22 protein-coding genes are annotated in these 17,873 nt (G+C 37.0%); all 22 read left to right on the top strand.

All coding sequences use genetic code 11. The annotated features are described in order from the left end of the window. Positions 1 to 9 precede the first annotated feature (9 nt). The 22 genes from L1S35_RS08025 (at position 10) to L1S35_RS07920 (ending at position 17,830) form a co-directional block, all read left to right on the top strand. Entirely contained in the window at positions 10 to 159 is a 150-nt protein-coding gene (locus tag L1S35_RS08025; RefSeq protein WP_236399035.1) for a hypothetical protein, read from the top strand. Positions 160 to 188: 29 nt separating this feature from the next. Next, positions 189 to 662 carry a Dps family protein gene (locus L1S35_RS08020; RefSeq protein ID WP_236399032.1) on the top strand — a complete coding sequence of 158 codons (474 nt, stop codon included), beginning with the start codon at positions 189 to 191 and terminating at the stop codon, positions 660 to 662. Between the two features lie 11 nt (positions 663 to 673). Beyond that, positions 674 to 1,432 carry an MlaE family ABC transporter permease gene (locus L1S35_RS08015; protein ID WP_236399029.1) on the top strand — a complete coding sequence of 253 codons (759 nt, stop codon included), beginning with the start codon at positions 674 to 676 and terminating at the stop codon, positions 1,430 to 1,432. Then, positions 1,432 to 2,169, top strand: a complete 738-nt coding sequence (locus L1S35_RS08010) for an ABC transporter ATP-binding protein (RefSeq protein ID WP_236399026.1) — start codon at positions 1,432 to 1,434, stop codon at positions 2,167 to 2,169. Before L1S35_RS08015 ends, L1S35_RS08010 begins: the two co-directional genes overlap by 1 nt. A gap of 16 nt (positions 2,170 to 2,185) precedes the next feature. Next, complete coding sequence (locus tag L1S35_RS08005) at positions 2,186 to 2,953, top strand: MlaD family protein (protein WP_236399023.1); 768 nt, start codon at positions 2,186 to 2,188, stop codon at positions 2,951 to 2,953. A 117-nt stretch (positions 2,954 to 3,070) separates the two neighbouring features. After that, positions 3,071 to 3,835, top strand: coding sequence for a DUF4382 domain-containing protein (locus tag L1S35_RS08000; protein ID WP_236399020.1), 765 nt, complete (start codon positions 3,071 to 3,073; stop codon positions 3,833 to 3,835). A gap of 286 nt (positions 3,836 to 4,121) precedes the next feature. Beyond that, on the top strand, positions 4,122 to 4,340 hold the full coding sequence (locus L1S35_RS07995; RefSeq protein WP_236399017.1) for a hypothetical protein: 219 nt from the start codon (positions 4,122 to 4,124) through the stop codon (positions 4,338 to 4,340). 191 nt (positions 4,341 to 4,531) lie between these two features. Beyond that, the gene (locus L1S35_RS07990) at positions 4,532 to 4,684 is read left to right on the top strand and encodes a lmo0937 family membrane protein (RefSeq protein ID WP_236399014.1); all 153 of its coding nucleotides are present in this window, start codon (positions 4,532 to 4,534) and stop codon (positions 4,682 to 4,684) included. Positions 4,685 to 4,708: 24 nt separating this feature from the next. Further along, on the top strand, positions 4,709 to 4,948 hold the full coding sequence (locus L1S35_RS07985; protein ID WP_236399011.1) for a YtxH domain-containing protein: 240 nt from the start codon (positions 4,709 to 4,711) through the stop codon (positions 4,946 to 4,948). Positions 4,949 to 4,979: 31 nt separating this feature from the next. Then, the gene (locus tag L1S35_RS07980; protein WP_236399007.1) at positions 4,980 to 5,354 is read left to right on the top strand and encodes a hypothetical protein; all 375 of its coding nucleotides are present in this window, start codon (positions 4,980 to 4,982) and stop codon (positions 5,352 to 5,354) included. Next, a complete protein-coding gene (locus L1S35_RS07975) occupies positions 5,341 to 5,673 on the top strand; it encodes a protein kinase family protein (RefSeq protein ID WP_236399001.1) in 333 nt (110 codons plus the stop codon). Before L1S35_RS07980 ends, L1S35_RS07975 begins: the two co-directional genes overlap by 14 nt. A 387-nt stretch (positions 5,674 to 6,060) precedes the next feature. Next, positions 6,061 to 6,825, top strand: a complete 765-nt coding sequence (locus tag L1S35_RS07970) for a DUF4382 domain-containing protein (RefSeq protein WP_236398998.1) — start codon at positions 6,061 to 6,063, stop codon at positions 6,823 to 6,825. 446 nt (positions 6,826 to 7,271) lie between these two features. Next, a complete protein-coding gene (locus tag L1S35_RS07965; protein ID WP_236398995.1) occupies positions 7,272 to 7,703 on the top strand; it encodes a hypothetical protein in 432 nt (143 codons plus the stop codon). A 238-nt stretch (positions 7,704 to 7,941) separates the two neighbouring features. Beyond that, complete coding sequence (locus tag L1S35_RS07960) at positions 7,942 to 8,319, top strand: hypothetical protein (RefSeq protein ID WP_236398993.1); 378 nt, start codon at positions 7,942 to 7,944, stop codon at positions 8,317 to 8,319. 71 nt (positions 8,320 to 8,390) lie between these two features. Beyond that, positions 8,391 to 8,798, top strand: coding sequence for a hypothetical protein (locus L1S35_RS07955; protein ID WP_236398990.1), 408 nt, complete (start codon positions 8,391 to 8,393; stop codon positions 8,796 to 8,798). A 70-nt stretch (positions 8,799 to 8,868) separates the two neighbouring features. Further along, positions 8,869 to 9,222: a hypothetical protein gene (locus L1S35_RS07950; RefSeq protein WP_236398987.1), complete on the top strand. Its 354-nt coding sequence runs from the start codon at positions 8,869 to 8,871 to the stop codon at positions 9,220 to 9,222. Between the two features lie 148 nt (positions 9,223 to 9,370). After that, positions 9,371 to 9,802 (top strand): MarR family winged helix-turn-helix transcriptional regulator, encoded by a 432-nt coding sequence (locus L1S35_RS07945; protein WP_236398984.1) that lies wholly within the window; start codon positions 9,371 to 9,373, stop codon positions 9,800 to 9,802. 110 nt (positions 9,803 to 9,912) lie between these two features. Continuing rightward, the gene (locus tag L1S35_RS07940) at positions 9,913 to 12,303 is read left to right on the top strand and encodes a 3-hydroxyacyl-CoA dehydrogenase/enoyl-CoA hydratase family protein (RefSeq protein ID WP_236398981.1); all 2,391 of its coding nucleotides are present in this window, start codon (positions 9,913 to 9,915) and stop codon (positions 12,301 to 12,303) included. 79 nt (positions 12,304 to 12,382) lie between these two features. After that, the gene (locus L1S35_RS07935) at positions 12,383 to 13,570 is read left to right on the top strand and encodes an acetyl-CoA C-acyltransferase (protein WP_236398978.1); all 1,188 of its coding nucleotides are present in this window, start codon (positions 12,383 to 12,385) and stop codon (positions 13,568 to 13,570) included. A gap of 16 nt (positions 13,571 to 13,586) precedes the next feature. Then, a complete protein-coding gene (locus L1S35_RS07930) occupies positions 13,587 to 14,114 on the top strand; it encodes a DUF2715 domain-containing protein (protein ID WP_236398975.1) in 528 nt (175 codons plus the stop codon). A gap of 21 nt (positions 14,115 to 14,135) precedes the next feature. Then, complete coding sequence (locus tag L1S35_RS07925; protein WP_236398973.1) at positions 14,136 to 15,926, top strand: acyl-CoA dehydrogenase FadE; 1,791 nt, start codon at positions 14,136 to 14,138, stop codon at positions 15,924 to 15,926. Positions 15,927 to 16,030: 104 nt separating this feature from the next. Next, positions 16,031 to 17,830, top strand: a complete 1,800-nt coding sequence (locus L1S35_RS07920) for a DUF885 domain-containing protein (RefSeq protein ID WP_236398969.1) — start codon at positions 16,031 to 16,033, stop codon at positions 17,828 to 17,830. Positions 17,831 to 17,873: the final 43 nt, after the last annotated feature.

Here is a 17,873-nt window from a genome sequence, read left to right as displayed (position 1 = left end):
ATATAAACAATGACTTACTTTAAAAAACATAAAGCAACGAACAAAAAGGCTGCGGCAACTAAAAATACAATGGCAGCGGAAACCAGTAATAAATCACCTTACTCCAAACAAAATATCAAAAAGAAGCTCAATGAATTTGGCGATAATGATGCACTTTAACAAAATCTATAAAATTAAATATCATGATAATGACACCCAAAATAGGAATATCTGAAAGTAACCTGAAGAAAAGTGCTTCACTACTTACAACTGTATTATCAGACGAGATGACATTGTACATCAAAACCCGAAAATTCCATTGGAACATCACCGGCAACAGTTTCATGGAATTGCACAAATTGTTCGAAGCGCAGTATGCCGAATTAGAAGAAGCTATTGACGAAATAGCAGAACGCATCAATAAATTAGGAAGTAAAACTATCGGAACCATGAAAGAATTTAGCAATCTGTCTCGCCTTGAAGAGAAAGAAAACAACTATCCGGAACAAAATGAAATGATTTCGGACCTATTAAAAGATCACCAAATCCTTATAACCGAAATCAGAAAAGATATTGACGCATGCTCCAACGAAAATCATGATGCCGGAACCGCCGATTTATTGACCAAAATATTACAGCAGCACGAGACTATGGCCTGGATTTTAAGACGCTATTTGAACTAGACTAGAAATATATGATAGCAGGACTAAAAAATATTTTCACAGATACCGGTAACATTACGGTATTTACCGCAAGGTTTTTTAAAGAAGTCTTTAGACCACCTTTTCAAATTAATGAGTTCCTAAGACAAAGTTATGCAGTAGGTTATAAATCATTGCCTTTGGTAACTATTACGGGATTTATCATGGGTCTGGTGCTCACCATACAATCGCGACCAACGATGGCAAAGTTTGGTGCCGAATCCTGGTTGCCGAGTATGGTTTCACTTTCGCTGATACGGGAAATTGCTCCGGTAATTACTGCGCTAATCTGTGCCGGAAAAATTGCTTCGGGCATTGGTGCCGAATTAGGTTCGATGAAAGTAACCGAGCAAATTGATGCGATGGAAGTTTCGGCTATCAATCCATATAAATACTTAGTTGTAACGCGAATCTTAGCCACTACTTTAATGATACCCATTTTGGTAATTTATGCCGATTTAGTTGGGATCTTTGGTGGTTACGTTGGCTATAATGTACACGGAAGCATGGGATTGTATCGTTATTTTACCGGCGTTTTTGAACATTTAGAATTTCTGGATGTTGTGCCGGCCACGATTAAAACCTTCTTCTTTGGTTTTTTTATCGGACTGATTGGTTGTTACAAAGGATTCAATGCTTCTAACGGAACCGCAAGTGTTGGTGTTGCTGCCAATTCGGCTGTAGTAACCGCTTCGCTTTCAATTTTTATTATCGATATGTTGGCTGTACAAATAACTGATTTATTTTTCTAATGGAAAAAAATGCACCACTCATAGCCATTACAAATCTACACAAAACCTTTGGCGAGAATACTGTGCTAAATGGCGTGGATATTAATGTAAACAAAGGAGAATACGTTGTCATTCTTGGACGTTCCGGTTCGGGAAAATCGGTCACTATTAAATGCCTGGTTGGCTTAGAAAAAGCAGACAAAGGCGTGATAAAAGTATTTGACACCGACATTACTAACCTTAATGAGAACGACTTAAATGCTATTAGAGTACGAATCGGTTTTATGTTTCAGAATGGAGCATTATACGACTCGATGTCGATTAGACAAAACCTTACGTTTACCTTAAAGCATCATAATAAAAACATCTCTAACGAAGACATAGAAACTAAAATAACCGAGGCGCTCGATAATGTGGGTTTATTGGAAGCTATAGATAAAATGCCCTCAGAACTTTCGGGCGGTATGCGCAAAAGAATTGGTATGGCCAGAGCCTTAATCATTCAGCCGGAAATCATCTTATACGACGAACCTACATCAGGTTTAGATACTATAACAGCAAGAGAAATCAGCGAATTAATGGTTTCTATTCAAAAAAAATACAAAACAACATCGCTCATAATCACACACGATATGGCTTGCGCCAAATTAACAGGCAATAGGATTCTGATTTTAAACAATGGTGTCATCCATGCGGAAGGCACTTATGCCGAATTGGAAAAAAGTAAAGATTCCTGGGTTAAATCATTTTTTATATAATTTAAAAATAACAGCTATGATAAAAAAATCAGGGTATATATGGAAATTAGGCTTATTTGTAATCATTGGTATGGCGCTCTTTATGGTTGCCATTTATCTTATTGGTAGTAACAAAAACCTGTTTGGTGAAACCTTTCATTTAAAAGCAAATTTTAGTAACGTCAGTGGACTTAAAGTAGGGAATAATGTGCGCTTTTCCGGCATCAACATAGGTTCTGTAGAAGCCATCGAATTTGTTTCTGACACAGCTGTAGTCGTGCAAGTCATAATCAAAGAAGAAGTGCACAAATTCATCAAGACCGATGCCATGGCTAGCATAGGCTCAGACGGATTGATGGGTGATAAAGTATTGACCATCTCTCCTGGAATGAACTCAAAAACAATTGTGAAAGATAATGCTATGATAGCATCTACCAAAGCCGTTGAAATGGAAGACATCATGCAAAGCGTAAAAGTAAGCGTTGATAATGCCCAGATAATTACCTATGAATTAGCAGAATTCACCTCTAAGATGAATAATAAAAATAGCATACTTTCTAAATTGGTGAACGATGACAAAATGGGCAAATCGCTTGATGCTACGCTTAACAATATGCAAAATGCGACCAAAGGATTAAACGAAAACATGGAAGCCGCTAAACACAACTTCTTGTTAAAAGGGTACTTCAACAAAAAGAAAAAAGCAGAAGAAAAAAAGAAAGAAGAAGCAAAAGAAAAAGCTGAAGACGCTAAAAAGAAAAAAGAAGCCGAAGCAAAAAAGAAACTTGAAAGCCAGAAAAAATAAGTTGATTCTACTATTGGATGTGAATCTTGAAACTTTCGATGGATATTTTGTAACGAAATAGCCTTTAAGATTAATGAACTTTGTAATGTACTTAATAACAACTTAAATCTTTAAAAAATGAAAAAGATAATTCTAATGCCGTTAATGATTGCCTTTGCAATTACATTAAACTCTTGTAGCAATGATAATTCTTCTTCAGAAAATTATCCATACAAAGTTCGTATGACTGATGATCCCGGACCTTACAGTGAAGTAAATGTTGACATTCGAAGTGTTCAGGTTATTGGAGCCGGCGGTGAAACCGTTTCTCTTAATACAAATGCCGGAATCTACAATTTGTTAGATTTTGCAAACGGTGCCGATACACTTATTGCATCCAGCACATTACACGATGCTGCTGTAAGTCAAATTAGATTGATTTTAGGATCTAACAACTCTATAGTACTAGATGGTGTAACTTATCCGCTAAGTACTCCAAGTGCCGAACAATCAGGTTTAAAACTGCAGGTAAATCAAACCTTGCAGGCCGATATTGACAACAGTATCCTTATCGATTTTGATGCTAATAGTTCAGTAGTGCAAACCGGAAATGGAACCTTTAAACTGAAACCGGTATTGAGAACAGTAGTAGCTGCCATTTCAGGAAACATTGAAGGAAGCATTACTCCGATTGGTACATTAGCCATGGTAAGTGCTGTTTCATCAACCGGTATAGAATATGGCAGTAATGTAGATTTTAACGGAGATTTTAGAATCACCGGATTGCCACCGGGAACTTATACGCTTACAATAACACCGGTATTGCCCTTACTTCCGGTTATACAAACAGATGTTGTAGTACAAGCCGGTGTTACTACCGATATTGGAGTGGTTGTTTTTTAGAAATTACCAACGCAAAGAATACAAATTTTGCTTTTGAATGTTGTAAAAAGAGATTGTCAGATATATTTGGCACTAAGAGGAAAGGAAGTTTATAACTCAATATCGTCCTCAAAGATTAAACTGGTTATAGGCTGTAATAAGAATTAGCTGTTAACTATTACTGTCACAATCTCTTTTTTTCTCAAATCCAACATTCAAAAATAAATATGCTGTTTGCCTCAAATGACAATAGCAGTAAAAAGCACCATAGTCTTGGTGCTTTTTTTAACCCTTAAAATCAATTATTATGACCTTAGAAAACAACCTTAATGAAGCTATTCTGAATATCACTATGAAAATCAGAAAAGAGTATCCCGAATTGTCAAAGTATTTAAATGAAATGGAAGTAACTATCCCCTATGTGGATACCCCGGAAATGACAAAAAAGCTAATGCTTGATTACTATAACACATTAGATTCGATGCTTAAAAAATACGATGCTACTCATAAAGCGGCAACAAACTAATTTAGTGTTCTTATGCTTTTATTTGAAAACTATGAAGAAGACCTGGTTGATTCAGATTCACAAAATAAAGAGTAATTCAGTAAGTGTGAATAATACAATCTTAATGACTAATTGTGTAAAACGCAACGACTTATAAGATAGTACCTTTATGGTATATTAAATTTAATTAATAATACCTAAAAAAGAATATCATGAACAATTTACTTTACACTATTGCCGTAATTCTCCTCATTTTGTGGGCCATTGGATATTTTGCTTACAGTGCCGGAGGGCTTATACACATACTGCTGCTTATTGCAGTTATTGCCGTAATATTAAGAATCATTCAAGGAAGAAGACTTTAAAAATAATTAAAAACAAATAAAATTATGAAGAATAGCAATGTTATATTAGGTGTTTTAGGTGGCGTGGCCGTTGGAGCCATAGCCGGAATCCTCTTTGCTCCGGCAAAAGGAACTAAAACAAGAAAAAGAATTATGAAAAAAGGAAATGATTACACCAAAAACCTTAAAAACAAATTTGGTAAATTATATGATGAAGCAAACGCCAAATATGAAAATATTGTAAAAGATGCCAAAGAATTTGCTACTGATCATCAAGGGAAATAAGCCCTTTCAGCTTAACTTTTTTTAACTAATTATGGGAAATAGCACCGCTACGATTGAGAAGCTCTTCGAAAGAATAGAACAGTACAGCAAGACTTCGTTTGAACTCTACAAGTACTCAGCCATTTATGAAACAGCAACGCTATTTTCTTCTTTAGCTGTAAAACTAGTAATGACAATGATTGTTTTCATTGTTGTTTTACTCTTTACAGTAGCCTTATCTCTTTGGATAGGTGGCATGTTGCAAAATACAGTTTATGGATTTTTAATTATGGGAACATTCTATATAGTTCTTGGCATTATCATCTTTACTTTCCGAAAACCATGGATTCAAACACAGATTAGTAATTCAATTATCAATAGTTTTGATATCGAAAAAAACTTAAAAAATACAGATGAAAACTATTGATAAAAAGAATATGTTGAAAGAACGTATTACAGCATTAGAAATCCAACAAACTGAGGAATTAAGAATACTCAAACTTGAATTTCATAGTTTGGCAGAAAAGTTAAATCCGTTATACTTAATAAAAAATACTTTTAAAAACCTAACAGCAGATCCTGAAATAAAATCAAATTTACTCGATAGTGCTATTTCAATGACCTCACAATTCATAGCCGGAAACACTTTCTTAAATAGGTTTCAAACTCCCATTAAAAATATAATCGGAAACGTATTTAAAACTATTTTGAATAAAATAAGCCCAACAAGTCCAAGAATATCTTAAGCTTCAAGAATCATGTTACACTCCAAAAAGTTTATATGGAATACAGAAAAAGACCAACAAAATAAACTGGATTTATTCTATTGCATCGTCTTTCTCATTTCCTATCTTTCTTTAAAAGCCATAATCGATGGCAACCATTTCATATGGGCAGCATTCACTCAGAAGACAAATACCACTATATAAAAACTCCCCAGCAATAGGGAGTTTTTTTTTTGTCTGATAAAAGAGGGATTAGTAGTAATAATACTACTTTCCTCTTCCCTCTTCCCTCATCCCTTTCTTCTGTGAATTATACAAACCTTGCACATTATTGTAGAACATTAAAAAAAACAATAGCATCACCTTTGTAGTGTTGTGAAACCTAATTCACGGCATTAAATATATAATATGAAAAAGACACTTTTAATTGCATCGATTATTGTTTTCGGAATTACATTAAATTCCTGTAGTAAAGATTCTGACGACTCGGGACAATATGCGTACAAGGTACGTATGACAGATGCTCCAGGACCTTATGACGAAGTAAACATTGATTTACAAGCTGTAGAAGTAATTGGAAGTAACGGACAAACCATTACCCTCAACACTACCGCAGGTATTTATAATCTTTTGGATTTATCCAATGGGATAAGTACCATCATTGCCAGTAGTGATTTAGGAGATGTTAAAGCATCGCAAATAAGATTGTTATTGGGTACCAATAATACACTTAAATTAAATGGTATTTCTTATCCGTTAGCTACCCCAAGTGCTGACCAGACAGGTTTGAAAATTAATGTAACACAAACATTAAACGAAAATGTTGAGAATAACATCTTAATTGATTTTGATGCCAACACATCAATAGTAGAAACAGGAGTTGGAACTTACAAACTGAAACCAGTCTTGAGAACTATCGTGGCTACAACCACCGGAAATATTCAGGGAACCATCACTTCAGTAGGTTCAAAAGCTACGGTAACGGCTACTTCAACTTCAAACGTAGTTTACTCAAGCACAGTAAATGCAGCAGGTCAGTTTCAAATTTCAGGACTCCCAGCCGGAAACTACACGTTTACTGCAACACCAAAATTACCGGCCCTTCCGGTAACTCAAGTGAATGTAACTGTAGCAGTTGGTGTAACTACTGATGTTGGTGTTATCAGTCTATAATGAGTTTCTGTTCTGTGGCCTAGTGCACTAGGGGTACCCAATCCCGGAACGAAGGAGAAGCTGTCTGTGAAGCAATTTACAGGCAGTTTTCTTTTAAGAAGAATGAGGGATTAGGGATTAGGGATAAGGGATAAGTTTTTTTTAGCACATACTTTATTTTCCCTCTTTCCTTTTCCTTTTCCCTTCAATATCTGTGAATTATGCAATACCAATCTAGAATATTATAAACGAAATGGTTAGCCCTTTTGTAAATTTACAGAAACAATAGAGATTATGAATCCTGAAACTTTACCGCCATTACGCACCCTTAGTGAAGCAATGGAGACTGAACCGCTTACGGCCATTCCTTTAGACGAGACTACTGATACTTTACCTTGCGATCAGGAAATCGATTACGAAACGCTTCGTATATTTTACGGAGCAGGATTTTAAGATAAACTATATATATGATATTACTAATACTCCTAACCGCTGCTTTTGCCGCCACTGCCCTAAAAACTATCTTTAGCTATGCTACCGCACAGCTGTTCCGTCAACCCTATCAAGAACCTTATCTTTTGGCCGCTTTGGTCAGCCATTTTAATGTTAGCGATACCAAAACGAACCGATATATAGGGATAAGCATACAATATTTCCTGGGGCTATTATGTGTCATTGGCTTTCAGGCGCTGCTCAGCAACGGATTGATGACACTTACCTATGACAGCATACTGATCTACGGATCATTAATTGGAATTCTCAGCATGATAGGCTGGCTGTTTATATTTATGCAGGCCCGAAGCAAGCCACAGATGAATGTTTATGGCTATTACACCCAACTTTTTATGGCAAATATCGTCTTTGCTTTTGCCATGGCGGGGTGTTATATCATTATTTGAAAAGGAAAAAAGAGTATAGAAAAATAGAATAAAGAACATTGATAAATGAGTATTTTTTTTTTAGGGCGTAAACCTATTTTTAATTTTCTATACTCTAATATAAAACCGTCTGTGAAGTAATCTACAGTCGGTTTTTTTTAGATGAAATATATGAGAATCTTTTTCCCATAATCACAATATTAACCCAAAAAAAGCTATTTACTTTACGGATGGCTTACCTTTAAGAAAAAGTAAAACTATGTCAGAGAAAATCAAAAAGCAGTTTGGTGTGTGGATGGATTCGCACAATGCAACAATCGTAGGAAAAGAAGGGACTGAAGGGGGAGAATTTATTGTTCTTGGTCACGTAAACAACCCTGGTCCGGATAACAATTCAAATGAAAAGACTTCCAACAATCAGGAAATTGGATTAACACAAAAGTTCTTTAAGGAAATTGCAGCGATAATGCCTAACATCGATGAAATTCATCTAACCGGAACCGGACAAGCACAAGAACAGTTTATGAAGTTTCTTGCTGAAACACCGCAATATAAAAATGCCGTTTCAACCGAAAGTACTTCCAATAAAATGAGCGACGAAAACCTTGCTATTTTTATAATGAAACATTTTAATTAGAAATTTATAAGCAAAAGACCTTTACCAAATAAAGGTCTTTTTTTTAATTAAAAACAAAATACAACACTTAAATGAAAGAGAAAATATTAACCTATGCCCTAATCAGCTTTGTGTTGCTAAACATTTGGAGCTTGTACCTGTTCTTTGACTATTTCACCGAAAAGGATGAGATAATGCACAGTTTGGGCTTATTCCTCAATTTTGTCTATACCGCAGTGGCGTCAGTGGTGCTTGGTGGCATTCTGTTACTTATCCGATTGATTGTTCACTTTAGGAAGAGAGCAAATCCGTTAGAGGGTAATTTCTTTTATATACTTTCGGGCATCTTCAACGCAAACATCTTTATCATTTGGTTGATTAGTCTGTCGTTACATATTCTTCAAATCGGAAGCGGAAGATTACAAGTATGTGCTTTTTTCTCCTTACTTTTAGCTGTCATTATCCTTTCAGACACCTACAAATCGTATAAAAAAAGATAAAGACTCAACCAACATAACAATGTAACTGAATATAAAAGCTATGCTTAACTATTTTTTACTTTGGTTCCCCATGCTTATTCTCGCTATTATTAATGGCGCTGCAAGGGATTTATGGTATAAAAAATATACTACTGAATTGCTGGCTCATCAGATATCTACAATAACACTATTGCTGTTTTTAGGAACTTATATCGCTTTCGTCATTAAAAAATACCCTCCACAATCAGAAACTGAATCCTTAGGTATTGGATTATTATGGATGGTGTTAACCTTAGGATTTGAATTTGGTTTTGGTCTTTACAGAGGGAATACCTGGCCTCAATTATTGGATGCTTACACTATCACCAAAGGACATCTATGGGTATTGATTCCAATTTGGCTTGTTTTGGCTCCTTATCTATTCTTTAAACTAATGAAAACATAGAAGTTCAACTTTAAAAGAACTGTCTATTATCCATTTGTCTATTATCTTTTTTCTCTTTCACTAATAAATTTAACATAATACTATGCGTGCATAATATTTTTTTCATATCTTTGTTTTTCGAAACTATAACGTTTTAGTATTTTTAGGTATGAAAGATAAAACTATAGATTACATACTCCGCGCTACCTGGCAAGCCGTTGCCAGAATGTATAATGAAGAAGCTTCAAAGTTTGAAGGCTCGATGGCCATTGGGTTTGCACTTTTAAGCATTGATAAAGAAGACGGAACCCCTTCAACAGCCATTAGCACCAGAATGGGAATGGAACCTACAAGTTTGACAAGAACACTAAAAACTCTAGAAGAAAAAGGCTTAATCATCAGAAAGAAAAACCCCGATGACGGTCGCGGAGTCTTAATATACTTAACCGATTTTGGAAAAGAAATGAGAGCAAAATCAAAAGAAACTGTATTAAAGTTCAATGATACTATCCGAAAAAATATTTCAGAAGATAAACTTCAGAATTTCATGGAAGTAGCCGATGTGATTAATGAGTTGATTGCTGAGAAGAAGATATTTTAAAATACATACAATTAAAAATACGATTGTCACACTGAGCTTGTCGAAGTGCTTTCGTTATTAATAAGTCTTGGACAAGCTCAGACTGACATAATTATAAAGAATAAACACAAATGAAACGTACAATCAAAAAAGTGGCAGTAGTAGGCTCCGGAATCATGGGTTCTGGCATTGCCTGTCATTTTGCTAACATTGGTTTGGAAGTGCTGCTTTTGGATATCGTTCCGAATGCCTTAACTGAAACCGAAGAAAAAAAGGGATTAACGCTCGAAAGTAAAGCCGTTAGAAACCGAATTGTGAATGAACATTTAACGAATGCATTAAAGTCGAACCCTTCTCCCATTTACAGTCAAAAATTCGCAAGCCGTATTACTACAGGAAATACTACGGATGACATGGCTAAAATAGTCAACTACGATTGGATTATAGAAGTTGTAGTAGAGCGTTTAGACATCAAGAAATTAGTATTCGAACAGATTGACAAATTCCGTAAATCAGGAACTTTAGTAACATCGAATACATCTGGCATTCCAATAAAGTTTATGAGCGAAGGCCGCAGCGAGGATTTCCAAAAGCATTTCTGCGGAACACACTTCTTCAACCCTGCTCGTTATTTAAAGTTATTCGAAATCATTCCGGGACCGCAAACTTCTCAGGAAGTATTGGACTTTTTGTTTGAGTATGGTTCAAAATATTTGGGTAAGACTTCGGTCGTAGCCAAAGACACTCCTGCTTTTATTGGTAACCGAATCGGAATCTTCGGAATCCAGAGTTTGTTTCACTTGGTAAAACAAATGGATTTAACCATTGAAGAAGTGGATAAGTTAACCGGACCGGTTATCGGCCGACCAAAATCGGCCACGTTCAGAACAGTTGATGTTGTTGGTTTGGATACTTTGGTTCATGTAGCGAACGGTTTGTATGAAAACTGCCCAAATGACGAAGCACACGACTTATTCAAACTACCGGATTTTATCAACAAAATGGTTGAAAATAAATGGCTTGGCAGCAAAACGGGACAAGGATTCTATAAAAAAGTAGATAAAGACATCTTGTCTTTAGATTTAAATACGATGGAATACCGCGCGGCTAAGAAAGCTTCATTTGCTACATTGGAATTGACCAAAACCATAGACAAACCTATCGACCGATTTAAAGTTTTAGTAAAAGGAAAAGACAAAGCGGGCGTTTTCTACAGAAAGAACTTCGCTGCAATGTTTGCCTATTGCTCAAACCGTGTTCCTGAAATCACAGATGATTTTTATAAAATTGACGATGCAATGAAAGCTGGTTTCGGTTGGGAAAACGGACCGTTTGAAATTTGGGATGCTATCGGAGTTCAAAAAGGAATTGAGTTAATGGAAGCCGAAGGTTTAAAACCCGCAGCCTGGGTAAATGAAATGATAGCTTCAGGTAATGCAAGTTTTTATACTGTAAAAGAAGGAAATACATATTACTATGCGATTCCATCTAAATCACAAACTAAAGTTCCCGGTCAAGATAGTTTCATTATATTGAATAATATCCGCGAAAGCAAAAAAGTATGGAGCAACAGCGGTGCTGTACTGCACGATTTAGGTGATGGAATATTGAATTTAGAATTCCAGTCTAAAATGAATACTATTGGCGGAGACGTTTTAGTCGGAATCAACAAAGCTATCGACCTTGCCGAAAAAGAATACAACGGTTTGGTTATCGGGAATCAGGGAGCCAATTTCTCTGTCGGTGCCAATATCGGAATGATATTCATGATGGCGGTTGAACAGGAATACGACGAACTGAACATGGCAATCAAGATGTTCCAGGATACGATGATGCGTGTACGTTACTCTTCAATTCCGGTTATCGTTGCGCCTCACGGAATGACCTTAGGTGGCGGTTGCGAAATGACCTTACACGCTGATAAAGTTGTCGCTGCAGCCGAAAGTTATATCGGTTTGGTTGAGTTTGGTGTTGGTGTAATTCCAGGTGGTGGCGGTTCTAAAGAAATGGCATTACGTGCTTCCGATTTGTTCCGTAAGAATGATGTGGAGCTGAATGTACTACAGGAATATTTCTTAGCCGTAGCTATGGCAAAAGTATCGACTTCAGCTTATGAAGCCTTTGATACCGGAGTATTACAAAAAGGAAAAGACATAGTCGTAGTCAACAAAGACAGACAAATTGCCGAAGCTAAGAAACACGCATTACTAATAGCTGAAGCGGGTTATACGCAACCAATCAGAAGAACGGATGTAAAAGTTCTTGGGAAACAGGCATTGGGAATGTTCTTAGTCGGAACCGACCAAATGGTAGCCGGAAAATACATTTCAGAACACGATCAAAAGATTGCTAATAAGTTAGCTTATGTGATGGCTGGTGGCGATTTATCAGAACCAACATTAGTAAGTGAGCAATATTTATTGGATATCGAAAGAGAAGCCTTCTTATCGCTTTGCACCGAAAGAAAAACTCTTGAGAGAATTCAGTTTATGTTAACCAAAGGAAAGCCTCTAAGAAACTAAGTCTCGTAGGGACAACATCCGGGTAGAAAAAATAAATTATGATAAATAAAGTTCCGTAGGAACGACATAAAATAATACAATGAAAAATACAACAGCATATATTGTTTCTGCCTACCGCACCGCAGTAGGTAAAGCTCCAAAAGGAGTATTCAGATTCAAACGTCCCGACGAATTGGCTGCAGAAACCATACAATTCATGATGAATGAGCTACCCAATTTTGACAAAACCAGAATCGACGACGTCATGGTTGGGAATGCCATGCCTGAAGCCGAACAAGGATTAAACGTTGCACGTTTGATTTCATTAATGGGATTAAAAGTAACCGATGTTCCCGGCGTAACCGTAAATCGCTATTGCGCTTCCGGATTAGAAACGATTGCTATGGCAACGGCTAAAATCCAAAGCGGCATGGCCGATTGCATTATTGCAGGTGGAGCCGAAAGCATGAGTTTTATTCCGATGGGTGGTTACAAGCCTACTCCTGATTATGCAGTAGCCAAAGAAGGTCACGAAGATTATTACTGGGGAATGGGTTTAACAGCAGAAGCTGTCGCTAAACAATTTAATGTATCACGTGAAGACCAAGATGCGTTTGCACTGAACTCGCATCTCAAAGCCATTAAAGCACAAGCGGAAGGTAAATTTGACAAGCAGATTGTTCCGATTACGATAGAACAAACCTTCATCAACGAAAACGGAAAGAAAGAAACCAAATCCTATACGGTAACCAAAGACGAAGGTCCAAGAGCAGACACCAATTTACAAGCTTTAGCAAAGCTAAAACCGGTTTTCGCTGCTGATGGTAGTGTCACAGCAGGAACTTCATCACAAATGAGTGACGGAGCAGCTTTTGTATTAGTCATGAGTGAAGACATGGTAAAAGAATTAAACCTCACTCCTATTGCCCGAATGGTTAGCTATGCGGCTGCGGGTGTTGAACCAAGAATCATGGGAATCGGTCCGGTAAAAGCCATTCCGAAAGCTTTAAAACAAGCTGGTTTGACTTTGAACAATATCAACCTAATTGAGCTTAATGAAGCTTTTGCTTCTCAGGCTTTAGCAGTTACAAGAGAATTAGAATTAAATCCTGAAATCGTAAACGTAAACGGTGGCGCGATTGCGCTAGGTCATCCACTAGGCTGTACCGGAGCAAAATTATCAGTTCAACTATTTGACGAAATGAAACGCCGAGGCGATAAATATGGAATCGTTTCTATGTGCGTCGGAACCGGTCAAGGTGCGGCAGGGGTTTTTGAATTAGTATAAACCAAAATCAAACGATATGAGAAAAGCTATTATCACAACTGCAATTGCGCTCTGTTCATTTACAGGAAGGGCACAGGAATCAACCGGTAAATTAAAAATGCATGCTGTCAATTTGGGCTTTGGTGTTTTTAATGCACACAAAAATGCTACTGATGCCAGCGGCCTGACTTTCCTTGCTGATGCCACTTTTGCGTTAGATAAGAATTTATTCTCTGTATCTTATTTAGGTGGTCAGGAAGAAGCCATACTAGCAGATACAAAATACAATTTCAATGAGTTAAGCCTGCTATATGGAAGGGAATGGAGAGCGGCAAAATGGTTCAGCCTCGAGGGATTTGCCGGTGTTGGTTACTACAACCAGAAAATTGAAGACGAAGCTACTGATGAAACCGAAAAGAAAAATACGGTCTCAATACCCTTGAGAGTAAATCCAAAATTCTATATCACCAAAAAATTCGGGCTAGGATTTTGCATTAATTACAGTATCAATAGTAGAGCAAATAATTTATCGGAAAATTTAATTTTCCATTACAGATTCAATTAAAAAAATTTAAAATATAAAGAAATGAGCGATATAACTCGTGGAGGACAATTCCTCGTAAAAGAAACAAAATGTGAAGACGTTTTCACACCGGAAGATTTCTCAGAAGAGCAAATCATGATGCGTGATTCTGTTAAGGAATTCGTTGACAAAGAAATCTGGCCAAACAAAAATCGCTTTGAAGCTAAAGATTATGCATTCACAGAAGAAGTAATGAAGAAAGCAGGAGAAATGGGATTCTTAAGCGTAGCCGTTCCTGAAGCTTATGGCGGAATGGGAATGGGATTTGTTGATACCTGTTTGGTCTGCGACTATATTTCGGGAGCAACGGGTTCGTTTTCAACAGCTTTTGGAGCACATACCGGAATCGGAACTATGCCAATTACGTTATACGGAACCGAAGAGCAAAAGCAAAAATTCGTACCTAAATTAGCTTCTGGTGAATGGTTTGGTGCATACTGTTTGACTGAACCAGGGGCAGGTTCAGATGCTAACTCAGGAAAAACTAAAGCAGTGCTTTCTGCTGATGGAAAATATTACAGCATCACCGGAGGAAAAATGTGGATATCTAATGCAGGTTTCTGTTCTTTATTTATTGTGTTTGCCAGAATCGAAGATGATAAAAACATTACCGGTTTCATAGTAGAAAACGATCCGAGCAACGGAATTACAATGAACGAAGAAGAACATAAACTCGGAATTCGCGCCTCTTCTACACGTCAGGTTTTCTTTGCTGACACAAAAGTTCCGGTTGAGAATATGTTGGCCGGTCGTGGTGAAGGTTTTAAAATTGCCATGAATGCCTTGAATGTTGGTCGTATCAAATTGGCCGCTGCTTGTTTAGATGCGCAACGTCGTGTGACTTCAAATGCTGTGAATTATGCTAATGAAAGAATTCAGTTCAATGTTCCAATTTCAAGTTTTGGAGCTATTAGATATAAATTAGCCGAAATGGCAACTTCTGCTTATGCCGGAGAAAGCGCTACATATCGTGCTGCAAAAGATATTGAAACCCGAATTAAATTACGCGAAGCAGAAGGCACTTCACACCAAGAAGCCGAACTAAAAGGTGTTGAAGAATTTGCAATTGAATGCTCGATTCTTAAAGTTGCTGTTTCAGAAGATGTTCAAAACGCTGCCGATGAAGGGATTCAAATCTATGGCGGAATGGGATTCTCTGAAGATACACCAATGGAAAGTGCCTGGCGCGATGCACGTATTGCACGAATCTATGAAGGAACCAACGAAATCAACCGAATGTTATCTGTTGGAATGCTAATCAAAAAAGCCATGAAAGGTCATGTTGATTTACTTGGACCGGCATCAAAAGTGCAAGAAGAACTAATGGGCATTCCTTCATTTGACACTCCGGATTACTCTGAATTATTCTCTGAAGAAAAAGAACTAATCGGCAAATTGAAAAAAGCATTCTTAATGGTTGCTGGTGGTGCCGTTCAAAAATACGGCCCTGATTTAGATGCTCACCAACAATTATTAACCGCTGCTGCCGATATTTTAATCGAAATCTATATGGCTGAAAGCACAGTTTTGCGCACAGAAAAGCTAGCAAAAAAACAAGGTGAAGCTAACGTAAAAGAGCAAATAGCGATGGCTAAATTATACCTATACAAAGCCGTAGATGTAGTTACCCAAAAAGGAAAAGAAAGCATTATCTCTTTTGCCGAAGGCGATGAACAACGCATGATGCTAATGGGATTACGCCGTTTTACAAAATACACCAACATGCCTAATATTGTGGGATTGAGAGAAACAATCACAACAAAATTAGTAGCCGAAAATAGTTATTGTTTTTAGTTTAATTAAGTTAATTGTTTGAAAATGCCATTCGTTAATTCGGGTGGCTTTTTTTTGTACATTAGCTTCGCTTTTTTGATGCAACTATTTAATTCAACTATTTTATGAAGTCAATACCAAAGATTGCCACTTTACTGCTATTCGTTTTTTGTTTGTTAGGAAGCAGATCTACTGCTCAAATGAAATCGATAACTCTAATGAAAGACAAAAAGAATACGCTTAACCAACTCTTTGAAAACTACTATCAGGATCGATTAAAACTATTCCCATTAGAAGCTACTTCGGCGGGAGATAACCGATACAACAATTTACTTTATAATGAAGGCAGTCGGGATTTTTTAAACAGGAAACACGATTTTTATGTGAAATACAAACGTGGTTTAGTTAAATTCAAACCCGAAACCCTGACTTCGGAAGATAAAATCTCTTATTATATTTTAAAAGAAATAATCGACAGAGAATTAGAAGCCGAAAAATTTCAAACTGAAAAAATGCCTTTCGCACAGTTCTTTGCCTTACCTCTTACCATGGGGCAATTAGGTAACGGCAAAGGAAACCAACCTTTCAAAACTGTAAAGGATTATGAAAATTGGCTCGAGCGTATTGAAGCTTTTACTGTTTATGCCGATACTACGATAGCCAACTTCAGAAAAGGAATCAAATCCGGTATTGTATTGCCTAAAGCTTTGGTGCTTAAGATGATTCCACAATATGCGAGTTTGGCACAAAAAGATCCTGCAAAAAGTGTCTTTTACGGTCCAATAAATAATTTCCCTGATTCGTTTTCAAAAGAAGATAAACTTCGGCTGACCGCAGCTTATAAAGATGCCATAACTAAAAAACTGATTCCAGCCTACGAAAGAATGGGAGCCTTTTTTGGTGGTGAATACCTCGATGCTGCCCGAACGAGCAGCGGCATTTCGGCTTTGCCAAACGGAGATGCTTTTTATCGCTATAACATCTATTATTTTACCACACTACGAACAAACCCGGAGGACATTCACCAAACCGGTTTGAATGAAGTAAAAAGAATAACAGCAGAAATGGAATCCCTAAAAAACAAAATGGGGTTCAAAGGAACGCTAAAAGAACTCTTCAACTTTATGCAGACGGACAAACAATTCATGCCTTTTAAAACCAATCAGGAAGTATTGGATGCCAATGGTGCCATACTTAATAAAGTCAAGCCCTATTTGAGTAAGTATTTTAGCATGGAGCCAAAAACACCTTTTGAAATGAGAGAAGTTGAGGCGTTTAGAGCTGCCGCAGCTGCACCTCAATACAACCGCAGTTCTGCCGATGGAAAACGTCCCGGAATTTATTATATCCCAATCGTTGATCCTACTAAAATTAACGTGACCAACTTTGCTATTGAGGCAACTTTCATACACGAAGCCATTCCTGGACATCATTATCAAGCTTCTTTAGCACAGGAAAATCAGTCCTTACCATCGTTTAGACGCTTTGCCAACTTCCCTGTTTTCTCAGAAGGTTGGGCATTGTATGTTGAATCATTGGGAGATATACTGGGTTGTTATAAGGATCCTTATCAAAAAATGGGCGCTTATGGCAATGAAATACACAGAGCCATTCGATTGGTTGTTGACACCGGATTGCACATGGGTAAAATGAACCGAGAAGAAGCCATCAAATACATGATGGATAATGAAGCTATAGCCGAAAGTACTGCAACCGCAGAAATTGAGCGCTATATGGCTATGCCCGGACAAGCATTAGCATACAAAACCGGTGAATTAAAAATCAAAGAACTTCGTGATAAATATCAAAAAAAATTGGGTAATAAATTCAGTTTAAAAGCTTTTCACGACGCGCTGCTTCAAGGTGGAAGTATGCCGCTCAACATATTAGAAATGTATATAGATGATTGGGCAAAAAAACAATAATTTTCTGAAACTGAAAATTGTTTGAAAAAACCATTTGTATATC

Source organism: Flavobacterium anseongense (assembly GCF_021608185.1).
Lineage (GTDB): Bacteria > Bacteroidota > Bacteroidia > Flavobacteriales > Flavobacteriaceae > Flavobacterium > Flavobacterium anseongense.
This window is presented reverse-complemented; position numbering and strand designations above follow the sequence as displayed.

Coding starts and splice junctions, on each gene's coding strand:
- L1S35_RS07930 (WP_236398975.1), top strand. CDS start 13,587: ATGAGAAAAGCTATTATCACAACTGCAATTGCGCTCTGTTCATTTACA.
- L1S35_RS07980 (WP_236399007.1), top strand. CDS start 4,980: ATGGGAAATAGCACCGCTACGATTGAGAAGCTCTTCGAAAGAATAGAA.
- L1S35_RS08025 (WP_236399035.1), top strand. CDS start 10: ATGACTTACTTTAAAAAACATAAAGCAACGAACAAAAAGGCTGCGGCA.
- L1S35_RS07950 (WP_236398987.1), top strand. CDS start 8,869: ATGCTTATTCTCGCTATTATTAATGGCGCTGCAAGGGATTTATGGTAT.
- L1S35_RS07965 (WP_236398995.1), top strand. CDS start 7,272: ATGATATTACTAATACTCCTAACCGCTGCTTTTGCCGCCACTGCCCTA.
- L1S35_RS07955 (WP_236398990.1), top strand. CDS start 8,391: ATGAAAGAGAAAATATTAACCTATGCCCTAATCAGCTTTGTGTTGCTA.
- L1S35_RS07975 (WP_236399001.1), top strand. CDS start 5,341: ATGAAAACTATTGATAAAAAGAATATGTTGAAAGAACGTATTACAGCA.
- L1S35_RS07940 (WP_236398981.1), top strand. CDS start 9,913: ATGAAACGTACAATCAAAAAAGTGGCAGTAGTAGGCTCCGGAATCATG.
- L1S35_RS08005 (WP_236399023.1), top strand. CDS start 2,186: ATGATAAAAAAATCAGGGTATATATGGAAATTAGGCTTATTTGTAATC.
- L1S35_RS07985 (WP_236399011.1), top strand. CDS start 4,709: ATGAAGAATAGCAATGTTATATTAGGTGTTTTAGGTGGCGTGGCCGTT.
- L1S35_RS08020 (WP_236399032.1), top strand. CDS start 189: ATGACACCCAAAATAGGAATATCTGAAAGTAACCTGAAGAAAAGTGCT.
- L1S35_RS07945 (WP_236398984.1), top strand. CDS start 9,371: ATGAAAGATAAAACTATAGATTACATACTCCGCGCTACCTGGCAAGCC.
- L1S35_RS07920 (WP_236398969.1), top strand. CDS start 16,031: ATGAAGTCAATACCAAAGATTGCCACTTTACTGCTATTCGTTTTTTGT.
- L1S35_RS07935 (WP_236398978.1), top strand. CDS start 12,383: ATGAAAAATACAACAGCATATATTGTTTCTGCCTACCGCACCGCAGTA.
- L1S35_RS07960 (WP_236398993.1), top strand. CDS start 7,942: ATGTCAGAGAAAATCAAAAAGCAGTTTGGTGTGTGGATGGATTCGCAC.
- L1S35_RS07970 (WP_236398998.1), top strand. CDS start 6,061: ATGAAAAAGACACTTTTAATTGCATCGATTATTGTTTTCGGAATTACA.
- L1S35_RS07990 (WP_236399014.1), top strand. CDS start 4,532: ATGAACAATTTACTTTACACTATTGCCGTAATTCTCCTCATTTTGTGG.
- L1S35_RS08010 (WP_236399026.1), top strand. CDS start 1,432: ATGGAAAAAAATGCACCACTCATAGCCATTACAAATCTACACAAAACC.
- L1S35_RS08000 (WP_236399020.1), top strand. CDS start 3,071: ATGAAAAAGATAATTCTAATGCCGTTAATGATTGCCTTTGCAATTACA.
- L1S35_RS07995 (WP_236399017.1), top strand. CDS start 4,122: ATGACCTTAGAAAACAACCTTAATGAAGCTATTCTGAATATCACTATG.
- L1S35_RS07925 (WP_236398973.1), top strand. CDS start 14,136: ATGAGCGATATAACTCGTGGAGGACAATTCCTCGTAAAAGAAACAAAA.
- L1S35_RS08015 (WP_236399029.1), top strand. CDS start 674: ATGATAGCAGGACTAAAAAATATTTTCACAGATACCGGTAACATTACG.